Annotated in this window: 26 protein-coding genes; 20 read left to right on the top strand and 6 right to left on the bottom strand. The window is 40.1% G+C overall.

Annotated features, from left to right (window positions below):
* Positions 1-19: 19 nt before the first annotated feature.
* Positions 20-286, bottom strand: coding sequence for a DUF3055 domain-containing protein (locus ACIQXV_RS19075; protein ID WP_402961090.1), 267 nt, complete (start codon positions 284-286; stop codon positions 20-22).
* A 171-nt stretch (positions 287-457) separates the two neighbouring features.
* Here ACIQXV_RS19075 and ACIQXV_RS19070 point away from each other — a divergent pair, with 171 nt between their 5' ends.
* Together ACIQXV_RS19070 and ACIQXV_RS19065 are read left to right on the top strand one after the other, a co-directional pair.
* The gene (locus ACIQXV_RS19070) at positions 458-895 is read left to right on the top strand and encodes a DUF86 domain-containing protein (protein ID WP_402961088.1); all 438 of its coding nucleotides are present in this window, start codon (positions 458-460) and stop codon (positions 893-895) included.
* 40 nt (positions 896-935) lie between these two features.
* Positions 936-1,700, top strand: coding sequence for a TIGR01457 family HAD-type hydrolase (locus ACIQXV_RS19065; RefSeq protein ID WP_402961086.1), 765 nt, complete (start codon positions 936-938; stop codon positions 1,698-1,700).
* 36 nt (positions 1,701-1,736) lie between these two features.
* On the opposite strand, the gene ACIQXV_RS19060 is transcribed toward ACIQXV_RS19065, so the two are convergent.
* On the bottom strand, positions 1,737-2,249 hold the full coding sequence (locus tag ACIQXV_RS19060) for a phosphatidylglycerophosphatase A family protein (protein WP_402961085.1): 513 nt from the start codon (positions 2,247-2,249) through the stop codon (positions 1,737-1,739).
* A 189-nt stretch (positions 2,250-2,438) separates the two neighbouring features.
* On the opposite strand from ACIQXV_RS19060, the gene yutH reads away from it, so the two are divergent.
* Positions 2,439-3,452, top strand: coding sequence for a spore coat putative kinase YutH (gene yutH, locus ACIQXV_RS19055; protein ID WP_402961083.1), 1,014 nt, complete (start codon positions 2,439-2,441; stop codon positions 3,450-3,452).
* 82 nt (positions 3,453-3,534) lie between these two features.
* On the top strand, positions 3,535-4,524 hold the full coding sequence (locus ACIQXV_RS19050) for a 2-hydroxyacid dehydrogenase (RefSeq protein WP_402961082.1): 990 nt from the start codon (positions 3,535-3,537) through the stop codon (positions 4,522-4,524).
* Between the two features lie 53 nt (positions 4,525-4,577).
* Here ACIQXV_RS19050 and ACIQXV_RS19045 read toward each other — a convergent pair whose 3' ends face one another.
* Entirely contained in the window at positions 4,578-4,811 is a 234-nt protein-coding gene (locus tag ACIQXV_RS19045; RefSeq protein WP_402961080.1) for a NifU family protein, read from the bottom strand.
* A 140-nt stretch (positions 4,812-4,951) separates the two neighbouring features.
* Between ACIQXV_RS19045 and ACIQXV_RS19040 the strand changes: the two genes are divergently transcribed.
* Positions 4,952-5,278 carry a YuzD family protein gene (locus ACIQXV_RS19040; RefSeq protein WP_402961078.1) on the top strand — a complete coding sequence of 109 codons (327 nt, stop codon included), beginning with the start codon at positions 4,952-4,954 and terminating at the stop codon, positions 5,276-5,278.
* 43 nt (positions 5,279-5,321) lie between these two features.
* Here the strand turns inward: ACIQXV_RS19040 and ACIQXV_RS19035 are convergent, their stop codons facing one another.
* Positions 5,322-6,389, bottom strand: a complete 1,068-nt coding sequence (locus tag ACIQXV_RS19035) for an NAD(P)/FAD-dependent oxidoreductase (RefSeq protein WP_402961076.1) — start codon at positions 6,387-6,389, stop codon at positions 5,322-5,324.
* A gap of 214 nt (positions 6,390-6,603) precedes the next feature.
* Between ACIQXV_RS19035 and ACIQXV_RS19030 the strand changes: the two genes are divergently transcribed.
* Positions 6,604-6,843 carry a YuzB family protein gene (locus ACIQXV_RS19030; protein ID WP_402961074.1) on the top strand — a complete coding sequence of 80 codons (240 nt, stop codon included), beginning with the start codon at positions 6,604-6,606 and terminating at the stop codon, positions 6,841-6,843.
* 164 nt (positions 6,844-7,007) lie between these two features.
* Positions 7,008-7,373 carry a HesB/IscA family protein gene (locus tag ACIQXV_RS19025; protein ID WP_402961072.1) on the top strand — a complete coding sequence of 122 codons (366 nt, stop codon included), beginning with the start codon at positions 7,008-7,010 and terminating at the stop codon, positions 7,371-7,373.
* 41 nt (positions 7,374-7,414) lie between these two features.
* Here ACIQXV_RS19025 and ACIQXV_RS19020 read toward each other — a convergent pair whose 3' ends face one another.
* On the bottom strand, positions 7,415-8,413 hold the full coding sequence (locus ACIQXV_RS19020) for an NAD(P)/FAD-dependent oxidoreductase (RefSeq protein ID WP_402961070.1): 999 nt from the start codon (positions 8,411-8,413) through the stop codon (positions 7,415-7,417).
* Positions 8,414-8,881: 468 nt separating this feature from the next.
* Between ACIQXV_RS19020 and ACIQXV_RS19015 the strand changes: the two genes are divergently transcribed.
* From ACIQXV_RS19015 to kapD, 10 genes are all read left to right on the top strand, one after another.
* On the top strand, positions 8,882-10,099 hold the full coding sequence (locus ACIQXV_RS19015) for an NAD(P)/FAD-dependent oxidoreductase (RefSeq protein ID WP_402961069.1): 1,218 nt from the start codon (positions 8,882-8,884) through the stop codon (positions 10,097-10,099).
* Between the two features lie 70 nt (positions 10,100-10,169).
* Complete coding sequence (locus ACIQXV_RS19010) at positions 10,170-10,661, top strand: NUDIX domain-containing protein (RefSeq protein WP_402961067.1); 492 nt, start codon at positions 10,170-10,172, stop codon at positions 10,659-10,661.
* 157 nt (positions 10,662-10,818) lie between these two features.
* Entirely contained in the window at positions 10,819-10,944 is a 126-nt protein-coding gene (locus ACIQXV_RS19005; RefSeq protein WP_402961065.1) for a YuiA family protein, read from the top strand.
* Between the two features lie 130 nt (positions 10,945-11,074).
* Entirely contained in the window at positions 11,075-11,398 is a 324-nt protein-coding gene (locus tag ACIQXV_RS19000) for a YuiB family protein (protein ID WP_402961063.1), read from the top strand.
* Positions 11,399-11,493: 95 nt separating this feature from the next.
* Positions 11,494-12,105, top strand: a complete 612-nt coding sequence (locus ACIQXV_RS18995) for a 3D domain-containing protein (protein WP_402961061.1) — start codon at positions 11,494-11,496, stop codon at positions 12,103-12,105.
* 89 nt (positions 12,106-12,194) lie between these two features.
* The gene (locus tag ACIQXV_RS18990; RefSeq protein ID WP_402961156.1) at positions 12,195-12,575 is read left to right on the top strand and encodes a DUF309 domain-containing protein; all 381 of its coding nucleotides are present in this window, start codon (positions 12,195-12,197) and stop codon (positions 12,573-12,575) included.
* A 63-nt stretch (positions 12,576-12,638) separates the two neighbouring features.
* Positions 12,639-14,150 carry a leucyl aminopeptidase gene (locus ACIQXV_RS18985; RefSeq protein ID WP_402961059.1) on the top strand — a complete coding sequence of 504 codons (1,512 nt, stop codon included), beginning with the start codon at positions 12,639-12,641 and terminating at the stop codon, positions 14,148-14,150.
* Positions 14,151-14,271: 121 nt separating this feature from the next.
* Entirely contained in the window at positions 14,272-14,502 is a 231-nt protein-coding gene (locus ACIQXV_RS18980) for a hypothetical protein (protein ID WP_402961057.1), read from the top strand.
* 155 nt (positions 14,503-14,657) lie between these two features.
* Positions 14,658-15,041 (top strand): hotdog fold thioesterase, encoded by a 384-nt coding sequence (locus ACIQXV_RS18975; RefSeq protein WP_402961055.1) that lies wholly within the window; start codon positions 14,658-14,660, stop codon positions 15,039-15,041.
* Between the two features lie 180 nt (positions 15,042-15,221).
* Positions 15,222-15,845 (top strand): 3'-5' exonuclease KapD, encoded by a 624-nt coding sequence (gene kapD / locus ACIQXV_RS18970; RefSeq protein WP_402961154.1) that lies wholly within the window; start codon positions 15,222-15,224, stop codon positions 15,843-15,845.
* A gap of 39 nt (positions 15,846-15,884) precedes the next feature.
* Here kapD and kapB read toward each other — a convergent pair whose 3' ends face one another.
* Complete coding sequence (gene kapB / locus ACIQXV_RS18965; protein WP_402961053.1) at positions 15,885-16,265, bottom strand: kinase-associated lipoprotein KapB; 381 nt, start codon at positions 16,263-16,265, stop codon at positions 15,885-15,887.
* A 123-nt stretch (positions 16,266-16,388) separates the two neighbouring features.
* Here kapB and ACIQXV_RS18960 point away from each other — a divergent pair, with 123 nt between their 5' ends.
* The 3 genes from ACIQXV_RS18960 to ACIQXV_RS18950 all read left to right on the top strand — a co-directional run bounded on the left by ACIQXV_RS18960 (position 16,389) and on the right by ACIQXV_RS18950 (position 18,094).
* Positions 16,389-17,135, top strand: a complete 747-nt coding sequence (locus tag ACIQXV_RS18960; RefSeq protein ID WP_402961051.1) for a peptidylprolyl isomerase — start codon at positions 16,389-16,391, stop codon at positions 17,133-17,135.
* A gap of 92 nt (positions 17,136-17,227) precedes the next feature.
* Entirely contained in the window at positions 17,228-17,437 is a 210-nt protein-coding gene (locus ACIQXV_RS18955; protein ID WP_402961049.1) for a hypothetical protein, read from the top strand.
* Between the two features lie 105 nt (positions 17,438-17,542).
* Positions 17,543-18,094, top strand: a complete 552-nt coding sequence (locus ACIQXV_RS18950; RefSeq protein WP_402961047.1) for a superoxide dismutase family protein — start codon at positions 17,543-17,545, stop codon at positions 18,092-18,094.
* The last annotated feature ends 45 nt before the right edge of the window (positions 18,095-18,139 follow it).

The following is an 18,139-nucleotide window of genomic DNA, read 5'->3' as shown; positions in this document are numbered from 1 at the left end:
TGTGAAAAACATGTGTGAATCAGACGATTTCAGCTAAAAAGGAGCGCAGTTCTTCAGCGTCTTCTTCATTTAATTGAAAGGCAAATTCTAAATAGCCCTCTTCCTGCAAATCATCCTGTCCAATAATAGCAAAGCGATTTCCCTGCATATCAAGCACCAATGACTTTCCATAATGGCGATTCGTTTGAATAATCGCTAAATCAAAGCGTTGGTTTTCACCAACAAAGCTGACAAATCTTGTTTTTGTATCCTCTGTATCATCGTATAAGAAAAAGTGTTCTGTCATGAAATGGTCTCCTTTAAGGCTTTACTGTTTTTCATCACCTCTATAGTAACAAATTTTGGGCCATGTTTCACTGATTTCTGCTGCCGAAAAATACGAACGACATCAGATTGTGTTACAATATAACGGAATAATGACTACATAGTGAAGACGATATGAAGGAAGTGGACTGGAATGTATTTTGTTGACAGAGAAAAAATTGAAGCGACGTTACGATATTTAGAAGGACAAATCAATCTCTTCCGGGACCAAAAGGATTGGTCTACACCACTTGAAAAGACAGCATTAGAACGTTTGGGGCATATGATGATTGAGTCAGTTCTCGATGTTGGAAATGCCATGATTGATGGCTTTATCATGCGCGACCCAGGCAGCTATGAAGACATAATCGACATTTTAATCGACGAGAAGGTCATCACCGCGCAAACAGGAGATAGTTTAAAAGTCCTTATTCAAAGCAGAAAAATACTTGTCCAGGATTACCTCGAGATTGACCATAGCGCCCTCCGGGAACGGCTTTCAAAATACCTGCCTGAATTAGTAAATTTTTCGGGGAATGTCCGACATTATCTCACGAATGAATTAGGGCCAGTTTCGGCTTTCAAAAACTAAACCGTGCTTACGGTTTTTAATCCTTTTTAGGAGTGATTTTTTGAAAAAGTATAAAGGGTATTTGATTGACCTAGATGGAACGATGTATAAAGGAACAGAGCGGATTGAAGCGGCATCCGATTTTGTCAAAAAGCTTCGGGAACATGGTATCCCTTATTTATTTGTGACCAATAATTCGTCAAGAACACCGGCACAGGTGGCCGAAAAACTGCTTGGCTTTGACATTCCAGCGGAAGAAAGACTTGTGTTTACGACAAGTCAGGCGACTGCCAATTACATATATGAGCAAAAGAATGATGCTTCCGTCTATGTGATTGGGGAAGAAGGAATTCGGACTGCCATAGAAGAAAAGGGATTGTCATTTGCCGGAGAAAATGCCGATTTTGTCGTGGTCGGAATCGACCGCTCAATTAGCTATGAAAAATTGACGGTTGCCTGCCTGGCAGTTCGCAACGGCGCAACATTCATATCAACAAATGGTGACATCGCGATTCCTACGGAGAGAGGACTTGTTCCAGGGAATGGGTCGCTGACATCGGTAATCACCGTTTCCACCCAAACAAAGCCGATTTTTATCGGCAAGCCTGAATCGATAATTATGGAGCAGGCCATAAAGGTATTAGGAACAGCGAAAGAAGAAACGCTAATGGTTGGTGATTATTATGATACTGATATATTAGCGGGAATGAATGCAGGGATGGACACATTGCTGGTCCATACTGGAGTCACAACGAAGGAATTGCTTGCTGGTTATGATAATATGCCGACTTACTCAATTGATACTCTAGATGAGTGGAAACTATAACAAAAGGATGGGCCCTTTACCCATCCTTTTTGATGTTTAATTTTTTTCCTTCTCAGCCCGAGCCGCCCTATGTGCCAATCTGCTTGATGCAGCGGCTGCAATCGCCCCGACAATATCATCTAAAAATGTATGACATTCACCTGTTGATTTATCATTTAAATGTGCTAAAATCCCAGGCTTCAGTTTATCAATGTATCCATAATTAGTAAATCCAATGGAGCCGTAAACATTCACAATCGAAAAGGCGAGTATTTCATCGACACCATAAAGGCTTTCATCTGTCCCGATAATGGATTGAAGCGGCTCTTCTAACATCCCTTTTTCGGCAAGCATATCAAGCTGGATTCCTGTAATAATGGCGTTCTGTACCTCGCGTTTTGAAAGGACTCGCTCTACGTTAGCGATACAGTCCTCCATTTTTAAATTATCATGATATTTTTCCTGCAAAAAGAAGACTAAATCGGCCATGTCCTGGATTTCAACGCCTCTTTCTTTCAGCCATCTGCGTGCGGTTTCTTCGGTTAGATCTACTTTTTTGTCTTCAGCCATTTCTTAATCACCTTTTCTATGGATTTTCACTATATATATACTCATTATCTTTATTTTATGCAATTTTGACAAACTAAAATATATCATTCCCTACATGTTTCACGCTATTCTCATTTTAAAAAACAACAAGTTTTTACTGCCATGACATATACATTAAGTAAAGAAGAGGTTTGGAGACGGGGTGGAAAGATGCTTCAGAAAATGCTTGAAAACCAATATGGAATCACGGTGGAGGAGTATGTAAAATTAGATGCCTATGATGCGCTGAGAGGAAATGGCTGGTTGTATTTAATCTCGAATCCGGCTAGTAAGGAAGAATCAGATATTAATGAACTTGAGAAAATTGCTGAGCATTTACGGAATTATGGAGATCAAAATGTTCCGATCTTTTTACCGTCGAAGGAAGGTCAGTTAATTGCGACGTGGGAAGAAAATAAATATTGTGTGTTAGCTAGCCCACAAGTCGAAGAGGTTCGAAAAATAAAATTGGGGCGAAAGCTGGCAAAATTTCATGAGCGCGGCCGAAGGGTTCCTTTTCAAATCGAAAGGTCAAGCCGGATTGGGCAATGGAAGACCTTGTGGGAAAAGCGCCTTGAGCAGATGGAAAAGGTGTGGAACGGTCTTCTGTTTCAAACACCCGAAGATGAATTTGAACGCATGTTTATCGATTCTTTTCCATATTATCTGGGATTAACAGAGAATGCGATACAATATTTAGTCGATACTGAGCTTGATGATGAACCGGTAGAAACAGATAGCGGCACGGTTTGTCATGAACGTTTTACAAATAAAACATGGGGCCCTCATAACCATTACATGATTAAAAATCCGTTTGATTGGGTTTTTGACCATCGAAGCCGCGATCTGGCTGAATGGACAAGGGAGCGGTATTTTCGTAATATCCAGACATACGATGTGGAATTAAGACAGTTTTTTGAGGAATATCAAAGCATTGCGCCATTGTCTGCCTTTTCCTGGCGCTTACTTTATTCACGATTAGTCTTTCCGCTGCATTATTATGATTGTATTGAAAGTTATTACATCACACGCTCCGAACAGGAAAAGAAGGTGTTAGAAGAGCGGCTAAGTAAAATATTAAGACAATCAAGTGAATATGAACGGTTTTTGGCGGGATTCTTTCAACTATCGGGAGCGCCGATTAAACGATTAAACCTGCCGCAGCTGGAGTGGCTTTTTCCTTAATTAAGCGTTCCGAGCTTTCTGAGGAGGCTGGTAATAAAACTTATGGTAAAATAAAAGGAAACAGCCAAGGATGTGACATTGGATGAAGCCATACGTTTATATTACCCGGAAGCTTCCAGAAGAGATAATAAAACCACTACAGCAAAAATATGAAGTAAATATGTGGGAACATGAGGATATCCCTGTCCCAAAAGATATTTTATTGTTAGAAGCAAAAAAAGCGGATGCGCTGCTGACCGTTCTGTCGGATTCCATTGATGAGAGAATTTTAACTGCAGGGAAAAATTTAAAGGTTGTGGCAAACCTCGCTGTCGGATTTGATAATATTGACTTAAAGGCCGCAAGCAGAGAGGGGATTGCCGTCTGCAATACGCCAGATGTGCTAACGGATACAACCGCAGATTTAACCTTTGGCTTGCTAATGGCAACGGCGCGCAGGATTGTTGAAGCTGCAGAGTTCGTGAAAGAGGGAAAATGGGAAAGCTGGAGCCCGTTACTATTAGCAGGGCAGGATATTCACCATAAAACTATTGGTATTGTGGGAATGGGGAATATCGGCGAAACAGTTGCCAAACGAGCAACAGGTTTTGATATGAATATTCTCTATCATAACCGGTCGAGAAAGCCTGAGGTCGAACAGCGGTTAGGCTTAGCGTATTCCTCTTTTGATGAGCTCGTGGAAAAGTCTGATTTTATCGTCTGCCTAACACCGCTTACTGACGAAACAAAGAATATGTTTACCCGTGAAGTGTTTAAAAAAATGAAACAGTCTGCTATTTTCATTAATGCCTCTAGAGGACCTGTTGTCGATGAACAGGCATTATATGAGGCCCTTGTTGCAGGGGAAATTGCCGGGGCAGGGCTTGATGTGTTTGAAAAAGAACCAATCAATGCCGGACACCCGTTACTTAAGCTTGCCAATGTCGTTGCACTGCCGCATATCGGCAGCTCCAGCATCGAAACGAGAGTTGCCATGATGCAGCTCTGTATCGATAATATCGAGGCAATATTGTCAGGCAAAGAGCCAAAGACGCTGGTGAATAAAGATTGGATGCCCTTAGTGAAGGCGTAACCAAATAAATAAGCGATTGCCATGATTGGCAATCGCTTCTATTCATGCATTCATTAAAAAACTTGTTCTACTTCAACAACGCCGGGAACTTCTTCTAAAAGTGCTCTCTCAATGCCGGCTTTTAATGTGATCGTGGAACTTGGGCAGCTGCCACATGCACCTAGCAAGCGGAGCTTAACAATGCCATCCTCTACATCTACTAATTCGCAATCCCCGCCATCGCGAAGAAGAAATGGACGTAATTTATCTAATACTTCTTGAACTTGCTCAAACATTTGTTCTTCCATGTTAATCGACTCCTTTCCTACCTATATTATAATGTCATCTGTGTTAAAAATCCATTCTCAGAAATTAGGAAAACACACATTTAAAGACATTATCCTCGTTTTTATAGTAAAATTAAAGAAAAAAGACAGGAATGATTTTTATGAATACGAATGAAGTGGAAATTGTTCTTTACGGGGCCGAAACCTTATGCCCAAGCTGTGTGAATTTGCCTTCCTCCAAAGAAACCTTTGAATGGCTGGAAGCGGCTATTGCTAGAAAATTCCCTGAACAGCCATTTAAAATGACTTATGTGGATATTCATCAGCCTTCCGGTGAGAGTGAAAAACTAAACTTTGCCAAAAGAGTAATCGAAGAGGACCTGTTTTATCCGGTTGTCGTTATTAAAGAAAAAATCGTTGGCGAAGGGAACCCGCGTTTAAAAACCATTTTTACTGAACTCGAGAAATATGGATATAAAGCAATTTAAAAAGAAGAAGCATTCCATATTGAATTGGAATGCTTTTCTTTTTTTATCCGTTATGAAATTTATACATCCACAGTATTCCGGACTTTAACATTCGGGCGACACGTCCTGTGATGGCACGGTCTGCCATCATCCCAAAGCCTTGCTTTTTCCCGAGAGAGCCGAGAATGCCTTTTAATTTAATTGGAGGGAAGCTTGCCGGTAATTCATCGCCATTCCAGCGTTTCTTTAAAACTTCCACAATTTGTTCTGCCTGTCCCTCCGCCAGTTGGGCACTTGGGGCATGCGGAGAACTTGCACAGTCGCCGACAATAAACACATGTTCATCTGCAGGCAGATGATGAATTGGAGTGACGATTAGCCTGCCCATACGGTCTTTTTCCCCGTCCATATTGCGGACAAGCTCATTGGCTTGAATTCCTGCAGTCCAAACGATGACATCACATTCAATTGGCTCATCATGATTATATAACCGATTTTCTTCCACCTTCGTGATATTGGAATTATTAATAATCTCCACATTATTTCTGACAAACCAATTTTCAACATATTTACTTAAACGCTCCGGGAACGCTGAAAGAATATGTTTTCCGCGATCAAATAATTTGATATTCAGGTCTTCGCGGCTTTCACTTAATTCGCTCGCTAATTCAACTCCACTTAAACCGGCGCCGATAATTCCGACAACGGAACCTGGGCCGAGGTTATTTAAGACGGAGTATGTGTGACGTGCTTTTTCAATGCTCTGGATACTATAGGTGAATTGGTCTGCGCCTGGAACCCCATGGTACTTATCCTCACAGCCAAGGCCAATAATCAGGTCATCATATACAAGCGGTTCAGCATCTTTTATGTTAATTTTTCGATCCATCGTATCGATGCCGGTTACTTCTCCGTATTTAACGTTTAAACGAGGATGTTCAGGAAAAGCAACGCGTACTTCTTTATCTGAAATTGTTCCGGCAGCTAATGCGTAGTACTCCGTTTTTAAGCAGTGGTATGGGACGCGGTCTACAAGTGTAATCGTCACGTCTTCCGGTAAATGGTTGGGAAGAAGTTCGTTCAAAATCTTCATTCCACCATATCCGCCACCAAGAATGACAAGGTTTTTCATTTTTAATATTCCCCTTTGTGTTAACCTGTTTTCATGACAAAATGGTAAGTATATTAAGATAATTTTCTGTTTAAATAACCACCTAAGAGTATAACTAAATTGTGTCCAAATAACAACTTTTTTCATACTATTCTTGACACGAATACCATGAACATGGTATTTGACGGGTTCTTATAAATAGAGTAGGATAATTAGTTGTGGAGAGGTGAAAGTAATGTTTAAACCGATCATTGAATTTTGTATTAGCAACCTGGCAAATGGTGCTCAAAAGGCGCTTGAGAAACTACAAAAAGATCCTAATTTGGATATTATTGAATATGGATGCCTCGGCTACTGTGGGAAATGTGCTATGACCTTATATGCTCTTGTTAATGGTGAAGTTGTAACGGGAAACACACCTGATGAGCTGGTCGATAACATTTATCAATATTTAGAAGAGAATCCTATGTTTTAAATAGAAAAGCGGAAGCGTCTAGGCGCTTCCGCTAGACAATAAAAGGGAGCATAGCGCTCCCTTTTTATATTTGGATCATATGTTAATAATAAGAATCTAAACATTTGAGTCCTTGGAAACAAGTGTATATACTATAATAAAGGCCTCAAAAAGGGGGAGTTTTGATGAGTAAAGAAGTTGTAATCGTAACGGAAGCTGCGTCACTACACATAAAAGAAATGATGAAGCATAATGAAGAAGAGGGTGCTTTTTTACGAGTTAGTGTAAAAGGCGGCGGCTGCAGCGGTTTGTCTTATGGAATGGGTTTTGACCATGACAAAAAAGAAGATGACCTTCAGTTCGATCAGTATGGCATCCAAGTGCTAGTTGATAAAGAAAGTGTAGCTATTCTTCAAGGTACAAAAATTGATTATAAAGAATCGATGATGGGCGGCGGCTTTACGATTGATAATCCGAATGCCATCGCATCGTGCGGCTGTGGATCATCATTCAGAACAGCTACGGCAACAGGTACACCTGAAGAATGTTAATGGTTCAAAAAAGAAAAGGCGCCCAAATGGACGCCTTTTCCTTATTTATTAAACATAGAAGAGCTATGAAGCGGTTGTACTTTTGCTTTTGGATCGATATAGGACTTCGCATTGTTTACGGCAGTTGGTGCTTCACCAAATCCGCAAGCAATCAATTTAACTTTCCCGTCGTATGTGCAAATATCTCCGGCAGCATAAATTCCCGGTGTATTCGTTTCCATTTTAGAATTAACAACAATGGAATTCTTTTCGATCTCAAGTCCCCATTCTTTAATTGGTCCTAGGGAAGAAACAAATCCGTAGTTACAAATAACGGCATCAACATCAATTGCTTCTTTTTCTCCACCGTTAACCGCTTCGAGGACAACTTGCTTAATTCCATTATCATCCCCAATTAATTCAGCAGGAACAAAAGGAGTTTTTACATCCACTTTGGAATTATATAAGTTTTCGACGCTATGTTCATGGGCACGGAATTTATCACGACGGTGAACAATCGTTACTTTTTCGGCAATTGGCTCGAGCATTAATGCCCAGTCGACCGCAGAATCCCCGCCGCCAAACACAACCACTTTTTGACCGGCAAACTGATTTAAATCTTCAATAAAATAGTAAAGGTTTTTCTTTTCATATTGAACAGCACTTTCGAGTTCTAAGCGGCGCGGTTGAAAGGCACCATTTCCGGCAGTAATAATAATCGTTTTAGAATAGTGGATTTCGCTATTGGTCGTTAATTTGAAAATGCCATCTTCCTGCTTTTCCAACTTCTCAACTGATTGCTCTAGAGCAACAGTAGGTTCGAACTTCGCCATTTGCTCTTTTAAATTATTTATCAATTCTTGTGCGCGGATTTTTGGGAAACCGGCAACATCATAAATGTATTTTTCTGGATATAGGGCTGACAATTGACCGCCTAACTGTGGCAGACTCTCAATAATTTTCACTGATGCTTGTCTCATACCCCCGTAAAAGGCAGTAAACAGACCGGTAGGGCCGCCGCCGATGATCGTAATGTCATATACTTTTTGATTTTCTTGCACTCCGTATCCCCCCAACTAGTAGTAACAAACTCCAATCACTATAATATCACAAAATAAAAAAATCCTCACTTCTTTATGGTAAATATTCTGAATGGGAGAAATTTAAATACAATTGCTTAATTGTAATGAAAATGTAAAGTTTCCAATAATCTTTATTAAATAATTTCTATAAATCGCTTGAAAATAGAGTAAAGATAGCATAAGATGTAATGTGGATATATTGTTAAGATTTTGTGACAAAAAAAGTACATTTTTATGAATGACTGAGAAGTTCTAACATCTTTCTGCTGATCAATCTACTAAATCTCTGTCATTCCCTGTGTGCTTATGATTCTGTTCTTTTTCTTATTCCTATTCGTGAATTATATCACATACATTTTCCCCTATTGCAAAATAAAAATGGTTAAAGCAGTGGAAGATAAGAAAAAGAGGTTATTCAAAAATATTATAAAGGTGGAAGTGATCACTTTGAGAAAGCCTAAAATCGTTATTCTTGGAGCAGGATATGGCGGACTTCTAACATCAGTTCGTTTGCAAAAATTAATTGGAGTAAATGAAGCGGATATTGTATTAGTAAATAAAAATGACTACCATTATGAAACAACATGGTTACATGAAGCATCTGCAGGCACATTGCATCACGACAAAGTGCGCTATGATATCAGTAATGTCATTGAGCGCAGCAAGGTCGATTTTGTTCAAGATACTGTAGTTGAGATTAATAAAGACGAAAAGAAAGTTATTTTAGAAAAAGGGGAAGTCAATTATGACTACCTTGTCATCGCTCTTGGCGGTGAACCAGAAACGTTCGGCATTAAAGGGTTAAAAGAATACGCATTTGGTATAACCAATGTTAATTCATCCCGTCAATTGCGTGAGCATATTGAATACCAATTTGCCACATATAATATGGAAGCAGAAAAGAACGACAATCGTTTGTCCATTGTTGTCGGTGGTGCAGGATTTACTGGGATTGAATTCCTTGGCGAATTAACAAACCGAATCCCGGAATTATGCCATGAGTATGATGTTGATTTCCATAAAGTAAAAATCACCTGTGTGGAAGCCGCTCCAACTGTATTGCCTGGATTTGATCCGGAGTTAGTTAACTATGCTGTTTCAACGCTAGAGCGTAAAGGCGTGGAGTTTTTAATTGGTACTGCTATTAAGGAAGCTACTCCTGGTGCAATTCTCGTAGGAAAAGGTGACGAAGAACCGTATGAAATTAAGGCTGAGACGGTTGTTTGGGCAGCAGGTGTTCGTGGGAATGCGATTATTGAAAAATCCGGCTTCGAAGCAATGCGCGGCCGTGTAAAGGTAAATCCTGATCTTCGTGCTCCTGGATTTGATAATGTCTTCATTATTGGTGACAGTTCACTAGTGATTAATGAAGAAATTAATCGTCCATATCCACCTACAGCGCAAATTGCGATGCAGCAAGGTGAGCTTGTCGCTCGTAACATTGCAGCACTCATTCGCAATAAGTCAGAGCTTGAATCCTTTACGTTTGACAATAAAGGAACGGTTTGCTCGCTTGGGGAAGATGACGCCATTGGTGTTGTATTTGGTAAAAAGATAACAGGTGCTAAAGCATCTTTCATGAAAAAGGTAGTCGACAACCGTGCGCTTTACATGATTGGCGGCGCAGGACTAGTAATGAAAAAAGGTAAATTTAAGGTTTTTTAAACTAAACAATCCACAAAAAAGACAGGGTGTCCCTGTCTTTTTTGCTATGATTATATATGGGGGTGTTTTAATGAGCAATCGTGAAAAACGTGGGAAGGTTTGGTTAGCAGTTTCAGGCTTAGTTAAGTCGAGTGAGGGACACTGGCTTGTCGTGAAGAAAAGATATGGCGGTTTAAAGGGTAAATGGTCATTGCCGGCAGGCTTTGTGGAAGAGGGTGAAACGGCCGATGAAGCCGTCATTCGGGAAGTTAAGGAAGAAACGGGGATTGATTGTACCGTTAAGGGACTAATCGGATTAAGGACAGGTGTCATCAAAGAGGAAATTAGCGATAATATGATCCTGTTTTTACTTGAGCCAATTAAAGAAGGGAAAATCATCCATCAAGAACATGAGCTTTACGATGCTCGGTTTATGGCACCGGAGGAGTTGCTCTTAGAAAAGGATGCCTCCATTCTTTTACATTATTTGATTACAGAAAATGCCTCGTTAATAAGACAAGGGATTGATGGTATCAACCCGGGTGATCAGTTTGGCTATACAGCATATAAGTTATTTTTGTAATTTTTTGAAAATTTAAGTAACACTTCGAAAATGAAAGAAAACTTTATATGTATCCGTTTTCTTTAGGGAATTTGCGTGAATTTAGCTCTTTTCTTTTTCCAGAATCCTTGTTATATTATCAGAAAATTAAGTTAATAATTCCAAGGGGATGATGGGGATGAAAGTGAAAAGTGTGGATACGAAAAATTGCGATTATTGTTCTGGAAATGGATATTTCCAATTAGTGCTTGGTGGTTCGGAAACCTGTGCTTGCTGCGGTGGAACTGGCAAGAAAAAGGAATAGGATTTAGTTACACAGTGCTTCTTCGAAAAGAATTTCGAGGGGCTTTTTTTGTCGATTAAATGCATATATTATTGACTCCCTTTTCAACATTCAGTACACTAAGTGTTGATGTATAAAGGGGGAATTTCGGGTGCAAATGAGCATCGTTGTCTTAATCATATCAATCGTGCTATTTTTTGTATTATTTTTTGGTATAGGATTTATCCTGAATATGCTCCTGCGAATGTCATGGGTTATGGCGATAGTGTACCCGATTGTGGCAATTTTAATAGTAGATAAGGTAAGTTTTAGTGAATATTTTACAAACAGCAATGCGGCCTTCCAAGACCTGGGGCAAAGGCTCAGCTCGCTCGCAACAGCAGATATTCTCATTTTAGTCAGTGGATTTGCAGGGGCAATCGCCGCCGGGTTTACGATTAAGCTTCTGCGGAAAAATGGATACCAAATGTTTTAAGGCTTTTACCATAGGTAAAGGTCTTTTTTTTAACCTTCTTTGTATAATTCCCTGCACATTGGGAATGAATATTTTGGGAGGAGTGAAAAATTCAAATGAATAAATTGAAAAATTGGACAAAGCGGTTTGCTATGACCTGCCTTTTTCTTTTGGCATTAGGAGCGACCTTCCAATCCATATCCGGCGTAAATGCAAAATCACTTATTATTCAATTTGCGTCAACAATCACATCAACTGAAACCGTTTCTGGGACAACGCAGCCATTGCTAGAGGATGCTTTTGATTGGTCCAAATACCCAAAACATACAGTGACAGCCACAGGCTATACAGCCGGTTTTGAATCGACAGGAAAGAGGCAAGGCCATCCTGAATACGGGATTACCTACTCGGGTGTAAAAGTGAAACGTGATTTATTTTCTACCGTCGCAGCAGATTTAAACGTTTTTCCAATCGGTACCATCCTCTTTATTCCGGGGTATGGCTATGGGGTGGTTGCTGATAAGGGTGGGGCCATAAAGGGTAACGAATTAGACCTTTATTATCAAACCGTTGAAGATGTTTATAAACATTGGGGGAAAAAGCAGGTCGATGTCTATGTCGTTGAAAATGGGAATGGGAAACTTACAGAGGAGCAATTACAGGCATTAAACGAAGATAAAACACTGCAGGTATTTCGCCAACAATATATAAGTTCCGAAAAAAGATAGAGAAACAGGCCGCATGCCTGTTTTTTTCGTTATATTAAATGGTAGGATTGTGTTGGAAGGAAACTTAATCATGAGGGGGGCCCTTTTTGCTGAATGACTACCCAATCGAATACTATGAATTCTTTGTCAGCTTCAATGAAGGGGATTATTATACATGCCACGATTTACTCGAAGAAATGTGGATGACGGAAAAAGATAATCTATTTTTAAAAGGTTTATTGCAGATGAGTGTGGCAATTTACCATTATGAGTATGGGAATGTAAAGGGAGCACGTGTGATGATGCAAACGGCGCATGATTATCTGCAAGCCTATCGTCCAAAGTTCTGGGGACTGGATTTAGAAATGGTGTATCCTTTTATCGAAGAATGTCTGGCTACTTTTCCAAAAAGAATCGATCGTGTACCATTTGAGCAGGTTGAGGACTTGCCAAAGCTCCCCCATTTGCTGCTATACATGGAAGATCATTAGAATGTCGAAATAAATAATCTTTTTCGATATAATGTAGAAGAATAACACAAAGGTGGGGTAAATATGTTTCATGTAAAAAAAGACTGGGAGTTAGCGGCGCAACATGAAGGCTTAATCATCGGACTTTATGATAAGCCGGAAAAATTTTCAGGATCATTGGCTATGCTTGATGAGAAGTTTGATGGGCAGCTGACAGAACTGGTTAAATCGGGCGATCTATCCGCTAAGTTCAAAAGTATCAGTAAAGTACATAGCTTTGGGAAAGTCGGAGCAAAACGAATTTGGTTTGTTGGTCTTGGTAAGGAAAAGGAATTATCCTTTGATAAACTAAAAGAGGCACTTGGCAAGCTTTTTAAGGAAGTAAAAACAAGTAAGCTTGAAGAAACAGCTATTTATTTAGATTCTTTCATTTCAGAGGAATTGGATGGCTTAGATGCAGCACACGCTATAGGTGAATCATTTGCGCTTTCAACCTACCAATTCGATGGCTATCGGCAAAAATCGAATGTGCCGGAAAAGAGAATTGAGCAAGTGACCGTTTATAGTGAGGCAATGGATGTAGAGGATGTTCAAATATCACTGTCGGTTGGCTATGTTTTTGGAAAGGGAACGAATTCTGCACGAACCCTTGTGAATATTCCGGGGAACATGCTCACGGCAACAGCTATGGCCAAATATGCATCTGAGCTTGCGGCAAAGTATGATTTTGAGGTGGAAATTCTCGATAAAGCAGAAATCGAAAAGCTGGGGATGGGTGCATTCCTTGCTGTTAACCAAGGATCTGTTGAGCCGCCAAAGATGATTGTTTTGAAATATCAAGGAAAAGATGAATGGAAAGATGTTATCGGTTTAGTTGGAAAAGGGATTACCTTTGATACGGGTGGTTATTCTATTAAGACAAAAGCCGGCATCGTTGGCATGAAGACAGATATGGGAGGTGCGGCCGCTGTTCTTGGTGCCATGGAAATTATCGGCGAAACAAGGCCTGAGCAAAATGTGGTCGCTGTTATCCCGTCAACAGATAATATGATTAGCGGGGGCGCATTTAAGCCGGATGACGTGATTACGTCGATGAGCGGGAAGACCATTGAGGTGTTAAACACCGATGCAGAAGGACGTCTCGTACTGGCTGATGCCGTTACCTATGCAAAGCATCATGGCGCTGATTATTTAGTCGATGTTGCGACCTTAACAGGCGGGGTGATCACGGCACTTGGACTGCATACGACTGGTGCGATGACAAACCATGAAGCATTATATGAACAAGTTCATGGTGCAGCGGTGGAAGCAGGGGAGCAAATGTGGCTTTTGCCATTGTTTGAAACGGAAAAAGAGCGTGTAAGAAACAGTAAAGTCGCCGATTTAAATAATTCACCGGGCAGTGAAGGTCATGCACTTGTTGCCGGTGCCTTTATTGGTGAGTTTGCTGAAGGCACACCATGGGTTCATTTAGATATTGCCGGAACGGCCACATCCGGAAAGGCGTACGATCTCGGCCCAGCAGGCGCCACAGGGGTTATGACCCGCACACTAGCATTGTTTGTGGAACGATTTGAGCCAATTGGGAAAAAATAATGAGTAAAGCTTCCGGACTTGTCCGGAAGCTTTTAAACCGTTTAAAGCCCACTCCAAACCCATCATTCTTGCATATGAAATAGTGTAGGCAAGTATCGTAGAAAAAAGGAGGTTGTGCGGCATGTACCCTTATCAAAGCCCGTATCCATATCGAAATTCGTACCCGGTACAGGATCAAAGGTTTGTTGGTTTTCTTGGTTGGCCGTTAGCGATAGGTGGGCTTAGCTTTCTAGGCGGTTTAATTGGAGGCGGATTAGGTGCTTCTTTTGCATCGCGGCCATTTTACGGCTACCCTGGTATAGGTTATCCACCAATGGGATACCCGCCAATGGGTTATCCAGGATACTATTAACTACAATGTTAAAAACAGCTCTTGCGGCTGTTTTTTTTATGGAAAAGTGGCGTCGATTTAACCAGTAGAAGTGAAAATTTAGATAAATAAAGGAAAATTCTCCAAAAGTGGAGAATAGGTTAAAAGGGAAACAGATACATAACGGAGGGATGGAAATGATCAAGGATACCTTAGTTGAGGCACTGGGGATTGAGATAACCCATATAGAAAAAGGGAAGGTCATTGCTGCAATGCCAGTAGATGAACGGACGAAACAACCGTTTGGCCTATTACACGGTGGTGCATCCGTTGCCTTAGCGGAGACGGTTGCAAGTGTTGGTGCATATGAACTGGTGGATAAAGAAACGGAAGGCGTTGCCGGGTTAGAAATTAATGCCAACCATGTTCGTCCAAAAACAGAAGGGGTTGTCACGGCAGTAGGAACTGTCCTGCATCAAGGAAAATCAACGATGGTTTGGGATATTAAAATCACCGATGAGCAAGATCGACTTATCTGTGTTTCAAGATGTACAATAGCAGTTATTAAACTTAAAAAATAAGTGAGTGGAATGGGATATTTTTTCCATTCCTTTATTAAGTTAATTGTACAAAAATTTAAAAAATTTACATAGATTTCGTGTTATAATGTTATATATAAAAAAATAGAAAAAAAGCACAATTTTTTGTACAGGTTTCTTTATATAATGGTAGTAAGAAGGAAAAGAAAAGGTGGTGAAATGATGAGAGCAAGGCGGCAATATTTATTTATTGATTTTGAGTTCACAATGCCTGAACGAAATGTTCGGATGAAAGACTTTTTTGCGGAAATTATCGAGGTTGGAATTGTGGCAGTCGTTGACGATCAGGTAACAGAACAATTCTCATCCTATGTTACTCCATTAAAGTTCCCGAAATTATCAGAACGCTGCAAATCATTCCTACATATATCACAGCAGCAGGTTGACAAGGGGTTATCTATTTATGAACTGATAAAAAAATTAGCGGAGTTCAAAAAAGATAATGTTGAAACGACTATTGTTACTTGGGGAAATATGGATATGAAGGTACTCCGGCATAATTGTTTGATGGCTGGTGCTGATTTTCCGTTTCATGGTGCCGAATTAGATTTATCAATGGAATATAAACGGTTCTTTGGCGATCAAAATCAAACAGGTCTTTGGAAAGCTGTACAGGAATATGGTAAGGAAGGGACAGGCAGACATCACCGGGCACTGGATGATGCCATGACTACCTATAATATATTCAAACTCGTTGAAAAGGATAAACGCTATTTGGAAAAACCAAAACCAACGACGATTGGTGATCGGATTGATTTTTCGAAGCTATTAAATGAATTAGCATAAAAGGCCAAATCATTCAGACTGATTTGGCCTTAAATCTGCTTAAAATTTGTAATCCTTCTCTAATGATTCCAATGATCTTATGCTCATTTCAGCCCATTGTGTAGGAGTCTCTGCCAGCTCTTTTTTCATCTTGTCCACGGCTTCCTTTAGTGATTCCAGATAATCCGGGACTTTATTTTCAAACGGTTTAACCATTTGTTTTGGAATATTGGCTTGCTCCCTGAAGCTAAGGGCTCGCCTTTCATGAAAAATAAGCACATCAGCCTCTTTTGGACTGTGCAAATCCCCTTGCATCGGATGTTTCATGACTGCCAACACTCTAACTAGGTAATGCTGCGGGCGTTCCTCAGTTATTTCACCGATATATTTTCCTGTTTTATAAATCGCAGTTACAACTTGACCAACCTGTAATTCTGCCACAAAACCACTCCTGCCTGCATTTATTTTTTTCTATCTTTCATTTTATAAGAAAAAAGTCTAAATGAAAAACAAAGTGCAAAAAAACGAAATTTCGGTTAAAGTGTAAAAATGGAGGGATTATATATGAGAAAGAATTTGAAAATACTATTTACCTTATTAACAATTGTTCTAGTATTGGCAGCATGTGGGACAAGCTCAAAGAACGATGAAACAACATCGAAAACAAAAACTGCTGCGCCAAAAACTGAGCAGAAGGAAGGAGAAAAAACAGTGACAAATGCTGTCTATCCGCAGCTATCTTCAGAGGTTTCAGAAAATGAGAAACTAGTGGAAATGGAAACATCCATGGGAACGATTAAGATCAAATTATTTCCTGAAAATGCGCCAAAAGCCGTTGAAAACTTTGTAAAGCATGGTGAAGAAGGATATTATGATGGTCTTATTTTTCATCGCGTCATAAAAGACTTCATGATTCAGGGCGGGGATCCGAACGGAAACGGAACCGGCGGCGAAAGTGTATGGGGAAAGCCGTTTGAAGATGAATTCTCAAAAAACCTTTTTAATCTTCGCGGTGCCTTGTCAATGGCAAATTCGGGTGCAAATACGAACGGCAGTCAGTTCTTTATTGTTCAAAAAACATCACTCGATCCATCGATGAAGGCGGAAATGGAAAAAGCCGGTTATCCGAAGGAAATCGTTGATGCCTATGATCAAAATGGCGGTACACCATGGCTTGACCACCGACATACAGTGTTTGGCCAGGTAATTGAGGGGATGGACATTGTTGATAAGATTGCTGACACCCCTGTAGGTGCCCAAGACAAACCGGAAACAGATGTTATCATTAAAAAGGTTAAAGTTTTAAAATAAGCAAATCCACTCTGAATGATTTCATTGGTGTGAAATGTTTTTTGTTGCTATAATAATTAGAGCAATTCCTTTAAAAGAAAGGGAGAAGAAAAATGTTTCAACCGTCAGTACTTGCTTTGTTTTTGTACTTTCCTGAAGATAAATCAGAATATATACCGGCTGTCATTAGCTTAACTATTTTTATGATTGCCGCCTTTTTTACCATGCGCTTCATCATAAAAATTTCTAAGCGGGAAGCGCTAAAGGCAAAAGAATTAGAGGAACAAATAAAAAATAATCATTTTACTCAAAGGGACAGTTAACAACAGCTGTTCCTTTTTTTCATTTGTTCTCCCTCAGGATTTTGAATAGGCGGTTGTTTGTTTGTCCATACTAAAGGCAAATTGTCTATAGTAAGGGGAATACATATGAAGAAAAGCTGGATAATTATTCCGCTTCTCATACTTACAGGGTGTATGGAAAAGGAAGTTAAAAAATTGGATGTAGAAATGTTTAATGCTGTAGGTGATTCGCTAGGAACCGTAACATTAGGTGAGCAGTCCAGCGGTGTTAAAATGACAGTGAATTTGAAGGGGCTCCCGGCTGGAGAACATGCCATCCATTTTCACGAAGTTGGAAAATGTGAGGCACCTGACTTTAAGTCCGCGGGAAACCATTTTAACCCTGAAAAAAAAGAACATGGCCTGCTTCACCCTAAAGGTGCCCATGCTGGAGACCTGCCGAATTTAATTGTCGGGGATGATGGGTCGGTTAAGGCAGACTTAATGGCTCCCAACGTCACCTTAAAGGACGGGAAAAAATCACTTTTTACAAAAGAAGGCACCTCAATTGTGGTTCATGAAGGGAAAGATGATGGTATGAGCCAGCCGGCTGGGGATGCAGGAAAAAGAATCGCCTGCGGGGAAATTTCAAAAGACAAAAAAGCAGGCCAAAAGAAGGCACAAGACGAAAAAGAATAAAATGCAAAGGTCGTCCATTTAATTGGGATGGCTTTTTCTTTTTTG

Source organism: Neobacillus sp. NPDC097160 (assembly GCF_044762155.1).
Lineage (GTDB): Bacteria > Bacillota > Bacilli > Bacillales > Cytobacillaceae > Neobacillus.
This window is presented reverse-complemented; position numbering and strand designations above follow the sequence as displayed.